The 12,720-nt window shown below is 70.6% G+C and carries 14 protein-coding genes; 1 reads left to right on the top strand and 13 read right to left on the bottom strand.

All coding sequences use genetic code 11. From position 1 onward, the window contains the following. Position 1: 1 nt before the first annotated feature. The 10 genes from IF00_RS0116405 to IF00_RS0116360 all read right to left on the bottom strand — a co-directional run bounded on the left by IF00_RS0116405 (position 2) and on the right by IF00_RS0116360 (position 10,080). Complete coding sequence (locus tag IF00_RS0116405) at positions 2-571, bottom strand: hypothetical protein (protein ID WP_030318700.1); 570 nt, start codon at positions 569-571, stop codon at positions 2-4. Continuing rightward, positions 571-1,677, bottom strand: a complete 1,107-nt coding sequence (locus IF00_RS0116400; RefSeq protein ID WP_030318698.1) for a hypothetical protein — start codon at positions 1,675-1,677, stop codon at positions 571-573. The genes IF00_RS0116405 and IF00_RS0116400 overlap by 1 nt, the downstream gene beginning before the upstream one ends. 14 nt (positions 1,678-1,691) lie before the next feature. Continuing rightward, complete coding sequence (locus IF00_RS0116395) at positions 1,692-2,828, bottom strand: hypothetical protein (protein ID WP_030318696.1); 1,137 nt, start codon at positions 2,826-2,828, stop codon at positions 1,692-1,694. 31 nt (positions 2,829-2,859) lie between these two features. Further along, positions 2,860-4,047 (bottom strand): hypothetical protein, encoded by a 1,188-nt coding sequence (locus IF00_RS0116390; RefSeq protein ID WP_030318694.1) that lies wholly within the window; start codon positions 4,045-4,047, stop codon positions 2,860-2,862. Positions 4,048-4,091: 44 nt separating this feature from the next. Continuing rightward, positions 4,092-5,282, bottom strand: a complete 1,191-nt coding sequence (locus IF00_RS0116385) for a hypothetical protein (protein ID WP_030318692.1) — start codon at positions 5,280-5,282, stop codon at positions 4,092-4,094. 116 nt (positions 5,283-5,398) lie between these two features. Continuing rightward, positions 5,399-6,322, bottom strand: a complete 924-nt coding sequence (locus tag IF00_RS0116380; protein ID WP_030318690.1) for a phage distal tail protein — start codon at positions 6,320-6,322, stop codon at positions 5,399-5,401. 47 nt (positions 6,323-6,369) lie between these two features. Then, on the bottom strand, positions 6,370-7,626 hold the full coding sequence (locus IF00_RS0116375) for a phage tail family protein (RefSeq protein ID WP_030318689.1): 1,257 nt from the start codon (positions 7,624-7,626) through the stop codon (positions 6,370-6,372). Further along, positions 7,623-8,831: a phage tail protein gene (locus tag IF00_RS0116370; RefSeq protein WP_030318686.1), complete on the bottom strand. Its 1,209-nt coding sequence runs from the start codon at positions 8,829-8,831 to the stop codon at positions 7,623-7,625. The genes IF00_RS0116375 and IF00_RS0116370 overlap by 4 nt, the downstream gene beginning before the upstream one ends. Positions 8,832-8,860: 29 nt before the next feature. Then, complete coding sequence (locus tag IF00_RS0116365; RefSeq protein WP_030318685.1) at positions 8,861-9,775, bottom strand: hypothetical protein; 915 nt, start codon at positions 9,773-9,775, stop codon at positions 8,861-8,863. Between the two features lie 92 nt (positions 9,776-9,867). Beyond that, positions 9,868-10,080, bottom strand: coding sequence for a hypothetical protein (locus tag IF00_RS0116360; protein WP_030318683.1), 213 nt, complete (start codon positions 10,078-10,080; stop codon positions 9,868-9,870). A gap of 303 nt (positions 10,081-10,383) precedes the next feature. Here IF00_RS0116360 and IF00_RS0116355 point away from each other — a divergent pair, with 303 nt between their 5' ends. Beyond that, positions 10,384-11,148: a hypothetical protein gene (locus tag IF00_RS0116355; protein ID WP_030318681.1), complete on the top strand. Its 765-nt coding sequence runs from the start codon at positions 10,384-10,386 to the stop codon at positions 11,146-11,148. Between the two features lie 46 nt (positions 11,149-11,194). Here IF00_RS0116355 and IF00_RS48025 read toward each other — a convergent pair whose 3' ends face one another. From IF00_RS48025 to IF00_RS0116335, 3 genes are all read right to left on the bottom strand, one after another. Continuing rightward, positions 11,195-11,389 carry a hypothetical protein gene (locus IF00_RS48025; RefSeq protein WP_388305540.1) on the bottom strand — a complete coding sequence of 65 codons (195 nt, stop codon included), beginning with the start codon at positions 11,387-11,389 and terminating at the stop codon, positions 11,195-11,197. 215 nt (positions 11,390-11,604) lie between these two features. Next, on the bottom strand, positions 11,605-11,895 hold the full coding sequence (locus IF00_RS0116340) for a hypothetical protein (protein ID WP_030318678.1): 291 nt from the start codon (positions 11,893-11,895) through the stop codon (positions 11,605-11,607). 94 nt (positions 11,896-11,989) lie between these two features. After that, entirely contained in the window at positions 11,990-12,592 is a 603-nt protein-coding gene (locus IF00_RS0116335) for a phage tail tube protein (protein ID WP_030318677.1), read from the bottom strand. Positions 12,593-12,720 lie beyond the last annotated feature (128 nt).

Genomic DNA, 12,720 nt, shown 5'->3' with positions numbered 1-12,720 from the left:
ATCAGGTCTGGGTGCCGTACATGCTCACGGGCTGGGCGTAGACCGTGCCGGAGGCGCTGGTCACCACGGCGTGGATCTCGACGGTCATCACCTTGCCGAACTTGGTCGCCAGGTCGACCGGCAGCGGCCCCGTGTGGTCGAAGGTCTGTCCGGCGGCGACGGTCGGACCGAACTGCTGGCCGTCGACCATGACCTTCACCTGACCGGTCGCACCGCTGGACACCTTCGTGTACATCGCGAGGCGCATCCGCGGCTGCCAGACCGGGTTGAAGGACTGGGCGATGGCGGTGAAGGCCGTGCTGGTGGTGGACGGCCACTTCGCCTGGTTCAGGTGGTCCACCGGCGGCATCAGCTGCAGCCACGGCCGGGCGAGCCCGCCGGTCGCGACGTCGTCCGCGAAGATCTCGTGGTTGTGGTTGTCGAAGATCCGGAGGGCCGGCCTCGCGGTGGAGGGCGGGAAGGGACGGATCTCGTTGAAGGACGGGCGGGTGTTGACCGCTGTGGACAGGGCCTGGATCCGGCGCTCCATCTGGATCAGCCGGTCGATGATGTCCTCGGGCAGCAGGGCCATCAGGCCTCCTCGAGTGAGAGTTCGGCGGTGTCGGGGCGGCCCCGCTCGGCGGGCCGGACCTTGACGCCGACGATGCGGTAGCGGGAGTCGAGACCCGCCGGGTGCCACTCGTCGGTGATGCGGATGCGGGCGGTGCGGCCGAGGAGCGCCGGGGGCACGATCCCGCCGAGCCGGATGCTGATCTCGGGGATCTGCACGGAGCCGGACGCCGTGTCGACGGCTGCCTGGGCCAGCGAGTCCAGCGTGCTCTTGTCCCCGATGTCGTTGTGGTCCGACGACAGGTCCAGCTGCGGCCAGAGGTCGGGGAGCGGCTTCTTCGGCTCGGCGAGGGAGGACAGGGCCGGCCGGGACTCGGTGCCCGCGTTGCTGTTGGTCGAGGCGCCGCGGGCCAGGGCCTGGGTGCCGCCGCGGGTGGCGTCGTCGGGGATGGAGTACGACAGGATCGTGCCGGGCCGGTCGAAGAGCATGTCGGTGGCGCCGGTCCGGATCTTCGGCGAGCCGAGCCGGAGCTGGCGGATCCGCCGGCCGTCCTCCGGGGACCGGTAGACGAGGATCTGGTACTCGAAGCCGTTCTCCTGGGCGCCGAGCTGGTCGAGTGCCTCCTGGTAGACGGTCTCGTCGCCGAACCGCCACGACGCCGTCCGCAGGACGGAGGAGTCCTCCAGGGGGTCGCCGGTGTCGATGGAGCTGTGGCCCAGGCCGGCCGAGAGCGTGTCCCACAGGTGGCGGGCGATGCGGAACTGGTCGGTCGGCTCGGTGAACTCGATGAGCGTGCGGATGCGTCGTCGGCTCGCGTAGGAGTCGAAGGTGGAGGCCTGGATGCCCAGGGTCACCACGCCGCGGTCGCTGCCCTGCAGGTTGGTGGTCCAGACGATGCCGCCCCACCACAGGTCCCCGCCGCGTTCCAGGTAGACCGCGGTACGGCCCGGCTTGATCTTGTGGGCCCGTTCGGCGATGGCACGGTCGGGGATGGGGACGGTGCCGGACAGGGAGCCCGCCCGGCCGATGTAGTCCTCGAACGAGACGTCCCGCAGCGGCAGGATGTCGAGGGTCAGGTCGGTCATGAGGTCGCAGAAGATCGCCCGGTAGGGCGTGTCGAGTGCCATGGGACAGCCCTCCTTTACAGGACGTAGGTGGCGGAGACGCGTACGTGGCGGCCCGCGACGAGAGAGCCGTTGGAGGACCAGGTGCGCAGGTTGACCTGGCCGTTGGTCCAGAAGTTGGCGCCGCCGTTGCCGATGCCGTCGCAGGCGGAGGCCTCGCAGTCGATGGCGGGGCGCCACCCGGCGGGCAGGGTGCACAGCGCTTCGTCGGTGATGTGGCCGGTGGCGGAGGCGGTGATGTCGGCGCCGCTGCGGGTGACGGAGAGGAGGACGGTCGCCACGCCCCGGCTGCGCCGGGCGGAGAAGCTCACGACCGTCCAGCCGGCCAGCGCGGTCGCTCCGACGGTGGTGGTCTCCACCTCCACCGGCGGCTGGTAGTTCACCCACGAGGTGCCGTTCCAGCGCTGCAGGCTGCCCTGGTTGTCGCGGAACTGACCCGGGTAGCTGCCGGTGGAGACGGCACCGCTCGGGGCGATGCCGCCGAGCTCCTTCGGGTACGCGACCCAGCCGGTGCCGTTCCAGCGCTGGAGGAAGTGGGCGTTGTCGTTGTCCTGGTACTGGCCCGGGTAGGAGCCGGGCACACCGGCGTTGTTGTAGACGGGCAGGATGCCGCCCACGCCGACGAGGGTGGTGCGCAGATCGGTCACGGCCCCCGTGGTCCAGGCGATGCCGCCGGTGCCGGCCGAGGCCCCGGCCTGCACCCTGACCGAGAAGAGGGGGAGGGAGAGCGGCGGCGCGTCCGGGGCGGACGGCTGCGCCTTCGGCTGGCCCTTGACGATCTCCAGTGCTGCTTCGCTTCTGGTCAGGCTGTCGAACTCGTCGTCGTACACGCGCAGGACGACGAGGTCGACGCGCGGGTTGAGGGGGTCGCCGTCGCCGAAGGTGAGGACGGTGTCCGCGTCGAGGGTGACGGGGTACGCGCCCTGGGCGTTCGGGCCCTGGACGACGGCGCGCCCGGCGTAGACGGTCGCGCTCATGGGGCCGCTGCCGCTCAGCCAGAGGCCGCCGACGCGGAACGTGCCGTCGGCCGTGCCGGGCAGGACACCGGAGCGCGAGGCGAGTGGGCTGACCGGGGTGGTGGCGCCCAGGGCGGTGAGGCGGGTGGTGACACGGGTCTGCCCGGTCGGCGAGAGCCAGCCGCTGCGCAGTGCCATGGTTTCTCCTGTCGGGTGGGTGGATCCGGGACTACGGCAGCGGGTCGACCTTGATGAACGTGTTGTCGAAGCCGGCCTTGAGGCCGAGGGTGTTGGTGACGATCTTGAAGAAGGCCGTGAGCGTGTAGGTGGTGCCCGGCGTCAGGCCCGACAGGCGGCGCGCGCCGGAGGCCGAGATGAAGTCGGTGCTGGCCGCGATCACCGCGTAGTCGTCGTCGAGGTCGTTGACGACCGTGGTGCCCTGGGTGAGGCGGAGCGCCATGTACGCGTAGTGGTCGTCGCGGGACCGCATCTTGCAGCCGAAGCCGACGGCGACGGCCTTCGACGGCGGGGCGACGAAGTTGACCGTGAGCGGGTTCGTGGCCCGCCCCGCGAGTGTCGAGGTGTACGTCGTCGCCGCGGTGTCTCCGAAGTCGCCGTTGTCGACGAAGTACGGCCCGGGCACGGCCGGGGTCCACGCCGCACCGTTCCAGCGCTGGAGCTGGCCGCCCACCGAGTCGCGGTACTGGCCGGTGTAGCTGGCCGGCGTGGTGGAGGCGGACGCCGGGATGATGCCGCCGAGCGCCGCCGGGTACGACACCCAGGCGCCGCCGTCCCAGCGCTGGAGCGCGCCGCCCGCGTCCTGGTACTGACCCGGGTAGGCGCCGGGTAGGACCGGGCCCTCGACCGGGAGGATGCCGCCGAGGGCGACGACCGGGGTGCGCAGGTCCTTGAGCGCGGCGTTCCACGGGATGCCGCCGTTGCCCGCGCTGGCGCCGGCCGGGACGGCCACCTCGTACAGGGGGAGGCAGCGCGGCGGGACGACCGGGACCTTCGGGTCCTGCTCCGGCGTGCCCTGGATGATCTCGATCGTGGCCTCGGTGCGCTCACCGCCGTCGTAGAGCTTGTCGTGGACCCTCAGGACGAGCAGGTCGATCCGGCCGTACAGGGCGTTGCCCGGTGCGAAGGTCACGACCTCCGAGGCCGGCAGGGTCACCGGGTAGACGCCCTGGGAGATCTCGCCCTGGATGACGGCCCGGCCCTCGGAGACCGTCGCCGACATGGCGGCGGAGCCGTAGGTCCAGAAGCCGGACAGGCGGTACAGGCCGTCGTACGAGCCGGGCAGGACGCCCGAGCGGACCTGGACGGGGTTGGTCAGGGTGGTGACACCGGTCTGGGTGAGGCGGGTGTCCTCGCGGGTCTGGCCGGTCTCGGCGACCCAGCTGCTGCGCAGGTTCATGGGGTTTCTCCGTTCGGGGAAGGTCGCAAGGGGGGGAGCGGGGGTCAGGCCTTGATCCACTCGGCGTTGAGGTTGCAGGAGTAGCCCGAGCCGCCGAGCGTCTTCACGGCCGCCGTGTGGGTCTGGTAGGCGGCGAGCTGGACGGTGCTGCCCGTGGTGAGCTTGATCAGGCCCTGTCCGCCGACCGCGATGGCGCCGCCTCCGGCCGGCGTCAGCCAGGTGCAGCGGTTCACGCCCACGCCGTTGACGAGGATCCGGGCGCCGCGCATGCCGTTAGCGGAGTCGCCGGACCAGATGACGTGGCCGGAGATCCGGTACCAGCCGGCCCGGGGCGCGGTGTAGGTGGTGGTGCCGTTCCAGCCCGTGGAGTCGTCGACGTCGACGCTCTGGAGGGTGACCGGGGTCCACACGTTGGGGGAGACGGTCTGCTGCACCGTCTGCGAGGCGCTGAACAGGACCGTGGCCCTGCCCTCGACGTACTGCCAGCCCGTGCCGTCCCAGCGCTGGAGCACACCCGCGTTGTCCCGGTACTGGCCGGGGTAACTCCCGGTGGTGACCGTGCCGCTGGGGGCGATGCCGCCGATGGTCTTCGGGTACGAGACCCAGGTCTCGCCGTCCCAGCGCTGGAGGAGGCTCGCGGCGTCCCGGTACTGGCCCGTGTACGCGCCCTTGAAACCGCTGGTCGGCAGGATGCCGCCGAGCGCGACGACCGGCCAGTGCTGCGTGGTGACCGCGCCGTCGGTCCAGGCGATGCCGCCGGTGCCGGCCGACGTGCCCTTCAGCACACGGACCGTGTAGAGCGGGAGCGTGCTGCCCGGGCCGCTCGGCGGGGTGACCGGGCTGGCCGAGGCCTCGCCCTTGATCACGCGTATGACGGCCTCGGTGGTACCGGTCCGGTCGTAGGCGTCGTCCACGACGGCCAGCTCGATCAGGTCGATCCGGTCGTACTGGGGGTCGCCGTCCGTGAACGTGAAGGTCTCCGGAGCGGTGGCGGCCACGAGATAGGCGCCCTGGGCGGTGTCGTTGCCCTGGACGATCGCCCGGCCGGTGCCGATGGTGCACTGCATGGGCAGGTTGCCGGTCAGGACGAAGCCGCCCGGCACGATCCCCGCCCGCGAACGCAGGGGGGTCTCCGCGGCGCTCTGGCCGCTGGGGGTGAGCAGGGCTGCGAGGGTCAGACGGGTGTCCTCGCGGGTCTGGCCGGTGGGCTGGAGCCAAGCGGCGCGTACGGTCATGGGGGTCACCTCTCCGGAAGGGGGCGGGGCGGGCGGTGGGCGGGGGAACGGCCGACCGCCGGCGCCACGGGGGCGGCCGGCGGTCGGGTGGAGAGCGGGCGGTCAGCGTGTCCCGGTCACCATTCGGCGCTGCGCCAGCGCACGGTCATCAGCGCGTCCTCGGTGCCCTCCTCGGGCCGGAAGGACAGGTCGGTGCGACCGGGGTCGAGCACGAACAGCTCCTCCGGGGTGGAGTCGGCCATCGCGGTGTGCAGGCGGGAGGCGGAGTTGTTGAGCATGACGGTGCCCGCCCGCGTGTCGACCGTGAGCTCGTCGCCGGCGGCCAGGTCGATCGCGTACCGCAGCCGTCGCCTGCTGACCCGCTCGGTGACGGTCGGCATGGAGCACGGGCCGCGGAAGACGATCACCGGGTGGGCCGGGGCCGAACCGGTGTTCTCGACGACGGCGTCGCCCGTGCTCTTCGCCTCGCCCCAGCTGAGCGGCCAGGTCAGCGGCCAGACAAGGCCGGACTCCGGCTGCGGGGGAGTGGTCGTGGCGATCTGCTCGTTGACGACGTAGCGGCGCGGGTCGGCGGCGAGCCACTGGACCGACATGCGCGAGCTGCCCTGCGTGGCGAAGCCCTGGTCGGCGGGGACCACGCGCTGCGCGATCCGGGCGCGCACGGCGAGCAGCTCGCCGTGCAGCCGGACGGTGAGCCACCGCTCCTCGTCGAGGAGGGCGAGGGACTGCCGCAGCGCGCGGACGGCCCCGGCCGTGCCGTCGTACTCCGGCATCAGCACGATCGTGCCGCCGACCTTGCGCGGCTTGGCGTACCGGGCGCCCGGCCAGGCGCCGTGGGAGGTGGGACGGTCGGCGTCGGCGGAGTCGTACTCGGGCAGGTCCTCCCAGCCCGACAGGCCGGACTTGTCGACGGCGAACGGGGTGCCGGGGCCTATGAGGAGCCCGGCCCACTGCATCTGCCCGTCCTGGGTGATGAGGGAGCCGGGCGCGAGGTCGGCGGTGTAGTTGTTTCCGGCGTACGGGGTCGTGGTCTCGGCCATGGGGCCGTCACCTCACTTGGGATGGGTCGGCGGTGGGCGGTCCGCGATCAGCGGTGGGCGGTCGCGAGGAAGAGCAGGTCCTCGGCGGTCGACCGGGGGCCGGCGCCGGGCTCCTCGTGGAAGTCCCGGACGCGGTGCGGCGTCGGCAGCGGTTCCGTGAGGGCCGGGACGCGACGGTTCTCCAGCTGGGAGAGCGAGTCGATGCGGTAGTCGTCCGCGTGTCCGGGGGAGACGATGCCGCCCTCGGCGAGCATGGGCAGCTTGTCGAGTTCGACGCCGAACTTCTTGCCGGTCAGGGGGATCTCGAAGCTGAGCTTGTTGAGCCCGTCGATGATCCAGTTGGCGAAGGCGATGAGACCGTTGATCGGTCCCTTGACGACGCCGAGCACCGTGTTCAGCGCGCCCTCGATCAGATCGCCGATGCCGCGCAGAGCCCTGCTCACCGCGTCCTTGGCGGTGCGGAAGAAACCCGGGATCCTGTCGGTGATCCAGTCGGCGACCGGCCGTACGGCGTTCTTGATGCCGCCGATCGTGCGGGAGGCGATACCGCGCAGCGCGTTCGAGGCGGAGCGGACGGCGGAGCCGATTCCGGAGATCCCGCCGATGGCCGCTCCGACGATCCTGAGCGCGGTCTTGAAGACGGTCAGATAGGCCTTGGCGTAGGTGCCGATGGCCTGGCCGAGGGCCTTCATGAACGGCTGGATGAACTTCCAGACCGCCTGGAACGCCTTCAGCGCCTGCTGGAGGACCTGCTTGATGATCCGCTGGCCGGTCTGGGAGTTGACGGCCAGTTCGATCAGGTACGCCGCGATGGGCACGATCAGGCCGACGACGAAGCCGAGCGGGTTGGCCCGCATGGCGACGTTGACGCCTGTCATGGCGACCGACGCGATGGTCATGACGGTGCCGAAGGTGCCCATCATGGTCGAGATGACGTCCGTGACGGGCAGCAGCGGCAGGAGCATGCCGAGGACGGCCCCGGCGCCGGTCCCGATCCTGCGGGCGGCGGTACGGGCCCTGCCGGCGGCGGCGCCGATCCGCTTGACGCCCGCGGGGGCGCTGGAGCGGCGGATCCTGGTCATGGCGGTGGCGGCGCCGGAGGCGTTCTGGCCGAGGGCGCGGAGGGGGGCGCCGGCGGTACGGGCGACGGTGGCGACGGCGCCGACACCGCCCGCCGCCCGCTGGACGTTCTGCCGCAGGTTCTTCAGCGCGTCGTTCGCTCCGCCGAGGCCCTGCCGCAGGTTGCGCATCGGCGCGACGGCCACGCGGAAGTTCGGCGCGGCGCGCACGGCTATGGCACTCATGCCCTGGCTCCACGCGCCTTCACGAGGTACATGAGCGCGTCGGCGGTGGCGTGCGGATCACTGTTCCGGGCGGCGTGGTAGTGCTCGATGTGGAGCCCGGCGCCTGCGCCGGCCGCCTGCGGTCCCTGCGCCGCGCGGGCCCGGCGGGCGGTCTGGGCGAGCAGCCGGTCCAGCTTGGAGAGCGGGAGGACGGCCTCGGCCTCGCCGGCCTCGGCGAGGATCGCCGGGACGCCGCCGGAGCGGGGCATCACGACACCACCGGTGGCGAGCATGGGGATGGTCGGCAGGTTGACGCCGAAGGTCTTGCCGCCGACGACCGGGACCCAGCCGGGGACGCTGACCTTGACGCGGTTGAGGCTGCCGATCATCGAGTTGATGAGGCCGATGACGGCGTTGATCGGGCCCTTCACGCCGCTCTTGATGCCGTCGAACGCCCGGGACGCGATGTCCTTGAGGCCGTTCCAGATGGACGACATCTTGTCCTTGACGGCGCTGAACGCCTTCGGGATCGCGGTCTTGATCCAGTTGACCACCGGCGTGATGACGGCCTTGATGCCGTTCCAGACCGAGCTGATCACGGACTTGATGGCCTTCATGACCGTGGTGATGACCGTCTTCCAGATCTTCACGTAGGTCTTGATGACGGTGGCGACGGCCTTGACGACGGTGGAGATGGCCTTCTTGATGCCGTTCCAGACCGTCTTGATCAGGTCGCCGGCCTTCTTCATGATCGGCCCGACGGCCTTCATGACGGAGCTGATCACCGACTTGATGGCACTGAACGCCTTCTTCAGGACGTTCTGCATCGTCTTCGAACGCGTCGCCATGTCGACGATGGTCTCGATGAGCGGCATGAAGAGTTCGAGCAGCCGGACGAGGAAGTTGCCCTTCATGGACCGGTTGAGCTTGTCCTGGCCCTTCGAGGCTTTGCCGGCGCCCGACTCGTACCTGCCGAGTTTGGTGCCGGCCGACTGGGCGGTGTCGCCGGCCTTCTTCATGGCGCGCTCGGCCTGCTCGGACGCGGTCTTGAGGTTCTTGAGCTGGCTGGTGGAACCCTGGGCGTTGGTCCGCAGGGTCTTGAGCTGACCGGACGCCGACCGTCCGGCGTCGCCCACCTTCTTGACCGAGGAACCGGCGCCGGATGCCTGCGACTTGAGGGCGCGCAGGGAGTCCGAAGCCTTCTTGGCGGAACTGACGAGAGACATGGGTTACCTCCTTTCTGGGTGGGGGAGGGTCAGCCGGTGGCGCCGGCGATGACGCTGTCGAGGGACTCGATCGTGCCCCTGAGGCCGTTGAACTTGTCGCGCAAGGTCTGGGTCTCGTTGGCGAGGTCGTTCATCTTCCTGGCCACGCCCGCCAGCTCCGCCTCCTTGGGGATCTTGGTCGGCTGGTACTCGGCCACGGCCTTGTTGAGCTTTTCGTAGCCCTCGACGACTTCCTTCAGGGCCGTACGGTTGACCAGGTTGACGGCGCTGCTGATCTTCCCGACGGCCGTCGCCGCCTTCGTGGCCCTGCGCTCGCTCGGCAGCTTGGCGAACGACTCCAGGAAGGTGGGGGCCAGCTTGTCGAAGCGGTCCACCGCCTTGTTCAGCGGGACGAGCTGCTCGCGCAGTCGCCGGGCCCGCTCGGCGTTGGCCGGGTCGCCCACGAGATCTGCGACGCCGGTGCCGCCGTTGGCGACCCGGCGCTCGCGCGCCTCGACGTCGGTGCGGCGCTGCAGTGTGACGTCGCCGTTCGCGTTGTAGGCCCGGATGAGGCCGCTGGGTCTGAGGGCCGCCTGGATGGACCGCTGGATGTTGGTGAGCTTGCCCGCGAGGTAGAGGCCGATGCCGCCGATGACGATGGCCGCGAAGGCGCCTGCGCCGTTCGACAGCCAGTAATTGAGGGCCGTACCGAGGCCCTCGCCCTCGTACAGCTTCTCGATGCCGGCGGCGATTCCGTCGAAACCGGCGGCCTCCCAGTACTCCGTCACCGGGTTCTTGACGATCTCCTTGTGGATCTCCTCGATCTTCTCCTTGAGGTGGTTCAGGGTGCTGGTGATGGACGACAGGTCGCGCATGACGTGGCTGTGCTCGATGATCTGCCGTATGTGCCCCTGGACCACGGTGATCTTGAGGTCGGCGATCAGTGTGGGTATGTCTTCTGCCATGAGTTGCTCCGCTTCCGGCCGGTGACGGCCAAGCGCCGAAAAGCCCCCGCCGTATCCCGGCAGGGGCTCGTTCGTGGGGGCGGTGCGGGCGGCTAGGCGTCCTCGTCCCGGCGGGCGCCGCGTCGCGCCGTCGCGAGGGCGTCGTTCCAGCCCGCCGCGTACGCGAGGGTCTCGCAGCGGGAGACCTCGGCGCACAGGGTGCCGAGCAGCGCTCTCTTGTCGAGGGCGACGGGTCCGTCGAGGAGCTGGCGGAGGCGGTCCTGGAGCGGGATGTGCGGTCGCGATGCCTCGGCCTGCTGAGCCATGGACGCCTGCCTTCCGGTTGCTTGCCCGTGCGTGCGTGGCGGCGCCGCGGAGTGAGGGGCGGGGGCACCACGTTTTCGAACTACTGTGCGAACAGAGTGTGGAACACCTGTTCGGTGTTTGTCGAGCGGGAAACGTCTGACGGTGCGTCTTCTGGCTTGTTTCCCGAACAGGTTGGCGCCTGAAAGGCACTTCTGTTCGACCGGGTAACCTGGGCGGTGCGCTCCCTGGGCCGACCACTCCGGGGGCGAGGGGCGCGAGGGGCGCGCGGGGGACCCCAGGGGGCTGGAAGGCAGTACTGACGCATGGAAACGGAGCCGGGAGCGAACCGGCGGGAGCGAGTCGTCGACTGGCTCGCGTCCCATCCCGATCTGCCCCATCTCTTCGCACGCCTCTCCGAGCTCGTCCTGGTCCACGGGTACGCCACCGAGGACCTCGTCGTGATCCCCCGGGCCGAGGTCGACCGCCGGGAGACGGCCGCTTTCACCGCGGGCTGGGCCGAGGCGGTGTCGGACGAACTCCCGCGCATACGACGGGAGTACGAGAAGCGTGTCGCCGACGCCTACACCCAGGGCCAGGGCGACGCGCGGGGCATCCGCCGGCCCGAACGGCGGATCGACAGCGGACAGGACGGCGCCCGGGTCATCGCACTGCCCTTCGCCCGGCTCCTCGAACCGCCCGCCGCCGTGGTCGAGGCCGAGGAGCGTGTCCGCAGGGAACGCGAACTGTTCGAACAGCGGCCCGAGCCGGAACCCCAGCACGCCTCGGGCCCCGAACCGGGCTCGGACTCCGACGTCCTCCTGACCGCCCAGGAGAGCCGCACGCGCAGGAGCGCCCAGCCGGTACGGAAGGTCGTGCGCGGCAAGGGCGGGCGCCCGATCGTGCCGCCGCTCGCCGGGGTCCCCGTACAGAACGGCCCGAACGCCGACCGGCGCGATCACGACGCCGGCGAGGCCGAGACGCGTCCCGGCAAGGGTCGCCGGGGCTCGTTGTCCGAGCGGGCCAAGGCCCTGGAGAAGGAACTCTCCGCCGAGCGAGCACGGGAAGCGCCCCCGGAGTCCGCTCCCTGACGGGAACGGACTCCGGGGGCCGTGGGGGAGTGCGGTTTCCGCGGCATCAGCCGAAGAACCGGGCGAGCTGTCCGGGGGAGACCTCTTCGACGGTCTCCTCCTCGGAGCCCTCGCCCGGCTTCTCCCCGTCCTCGCCGGAGGCGCCGGGACGGGGTACGGGCTTCGGAGGATCCGGCTGGTCGTCGTCCTCCGAGGTGTTGACGCACTGGAACATCCAGTTGGCGACGGCCAGGTGGTCCACCGTCGCCGCGAGGAGGTGGTCGGTGATCGACCACTCCGCGGCCTCGCCGTGGAGCTCGCACTGGAGGGCGCTGTCCCGCGGCAGGTGCTTGATCAGCGTCAGGACGCGCCTGCTGGAGAGTTCCTCGCGGTGCCAGTCGAGGATGTCGACCCCGTAGTAGCGGAGGAAGTCCGCCTCAAGGGCCTCGGCGTGTTCTTCGACGAACTCGACGAGGCTCAGTCTTCCCCCAGGCCGAGCCCGGTCTCCTTGCCGTAGGCCTCCAGGATGGCGGCGATGTCCTGCATGGTGACGTCGTGCTGCTCGAAGCCGGCGAACTGCTTGTCACCCATCAGGAGTGCGAGCAGCCCGTCCACGTCGTTGTCGTCGAGCTTGCGCAGCGCCTTGGCCGTCGCACGGCTCAGTTCGGTCGGAAGGGTGTAGCTCTCGCCGTCCAGCTCGAAGGACCAGGCACGGCCGTGGGCCTCCTGTCGCTGGGCGCGGGCGGCGTTGACGTCGAAACGGGCCATGGTGATGCGTACTCCTTGTTCCGGGTGAAAGAAGGGGAGATCGGGAGAGGGGCGGGGCGGGACGGATCTCTCCGTCCCGCCCCTGGAGAAGGGATCAGACGGTCGTGGAGTACTGGCTGTCCTTCATGATGAAGCTGGCCAGCGGCTTGCCGTCGCCGTTCGACATGGCGGAGAAGGTGACGCCCAGCTGGGCCGCGGCCTTGCGCGCCAGCTTGATGTCGTCGGACGCGGTGACCTGGCCGCGCGGGATGATGAAGCGGTACTTGACCACGGTCGTGCCACCGGCCTTGACGTCGGTGAACTCCAGGCCGAGGGCGCGCGCGTCGGCGTACGGACGCTCGGCGATGTCGTAGCGGTAGGTGTCCCCGGGGGTCCCCTCCGCCGCGACGTCGCCGCCACCCATGAAGAAGGGCAGCGTCTCCTCGTTGAACTGGAGCATCGAGAACTTCAGCGAGAGGTCACGGCTCGAGTAGATGTAGTGGACCGGGGAGACCGACTGCCACGAGTCGATGGCCTCCAGCTTGTCCTTCTTCGAGAACGTGACGCCGTCGCCGGTGGTGAGGCCCAGGTCGGTCCAGCCGGCCCAGTCGGTGGCGGAGTCGGCACCGAAGGTGGTCGGGGCCGCGGTGCCCACGTCGGCGACGTAGAGCTTGCCGGTGCCGGCGACGCGGATCTCGGCCGAGTTGTTTCCTGCCATGGTGTGTTTCTCCTTGGTGAGAGGGCTGCCGCCCCGGACGCGGGTCCGGGTACGGCAAAGGCCCCGCCGGACGGCGAGGCCTGGTCTGTGGGGCGAGGGCCCGGGGGCTGCTCGGTGAGCGCCCGGGG

Origin of the sequence: Streptomyces flavochromogenes (assembly GCF_000717595.1) — a bacterium.
Classification (GTDB): domain Bacteria; phylum Actinomycetota; class Actinomycetes; order Streptomycetales; family Streptomycetaceae; genus Streptomyces; species Streptomyces flavochromogenes.
This window is presented reverse-complemented; position numbering and strand designations above follow the sequence as displayed.

Bases quoted from the DNA above. Each gene is read 5' to 3' on its own strand.
- IF00_RS0116365 (WP_030318685.1), bottom strand. From the start codon at position 9,775: ATGGCAGAAGACATACCCACACTGATCGCCGACCTCAAGATCACCGTG.
- IF00_RS0116375 (WP_030318689.1), bottom strand. From the start codon at position 7,626: ATGAGTGCCATAGCCGTGCGCGCCGCGCCGAACTTCCGCGTGGCCGTC.
- IF00_RS0116405 (WP_030318700.1), bottom strand. From the start codon at position 571: ATGGCCCTGCTGCCCGAGGACATCATCGACCGGCTGATCCAGATGGAG.
- IF00_RS0116390 (WP_030318694.1), bottom strand. From the start codon at position 4,047: ATGAACCTGCGCAGCAGCTGGGTCGCCGAGACCGGCCAGACCCGCGAG.
- IF00_RS0116400 (WP_030318698.1), bottom strand. From the start codon at position 1,677: ATGGCACTCGACACGCCCTACCGGGCGATCTTCTGCGACCTCATGACC.
- IF00_RS0116340 (WP_030318678.1), bottom strand. From the start codon at position 11,895: ATGGCCCGTTTCGACGTCAACGCCGCCCGCGCCCAGCGACAGGAGGCC.
- IF00_RS0116370 (WP_030318686.1), bottom strand. From the start codon at position 8,831: ATGTCTCTCGTCAGTTCCGCCAAGAAGGCTTCGGACTCCCTGCGCGCC.
- IF00_RS0116355 (WP_030318681.1), top strand. From the start codon at position 10,384: ATGGAAACGGAGCCGGGAGCGAACCGGCGGGAGCGAGTCGTCGACTGG.
- IF00_RS0116380 (WP_030318690.1), bottom strand. From the start codon at position 6,322: ATGGCCGAGACCACGACCCCGTACGCCGGAAACAACTACACCGCCGAC.
- IF00_RS0116360 (WP_030318683.1), bottom strand. From the start codon at position 10,080: ATGGCTCAGCAGGCCGAGGCATCGCGACCGCACATCCCGCTCCAGGAC.
- IF00_RS0116385 (WP_030318692.1), bottom strand. From the start codon at position 5,282: ATGACCGTACGCGCCGCTTGGCTCCAGCCCACCGGCCAGACCCGCGAG.
- IF00_RS0116395 (WP_030318696.1), bottom strand. From the start codon at position 2,828: ATGGCACTGCGCAGCGGCTGGCTCTCGCCGACCGGGCAGACCCGTGTC.
- IF00_RS0116335 (WP_030318677.1), bottom strand. From the start codon at position 12,592: ATGGCAGGAAACAACTCGGCCGAGATCCGCGTCGCCGGCACCGGCAAG.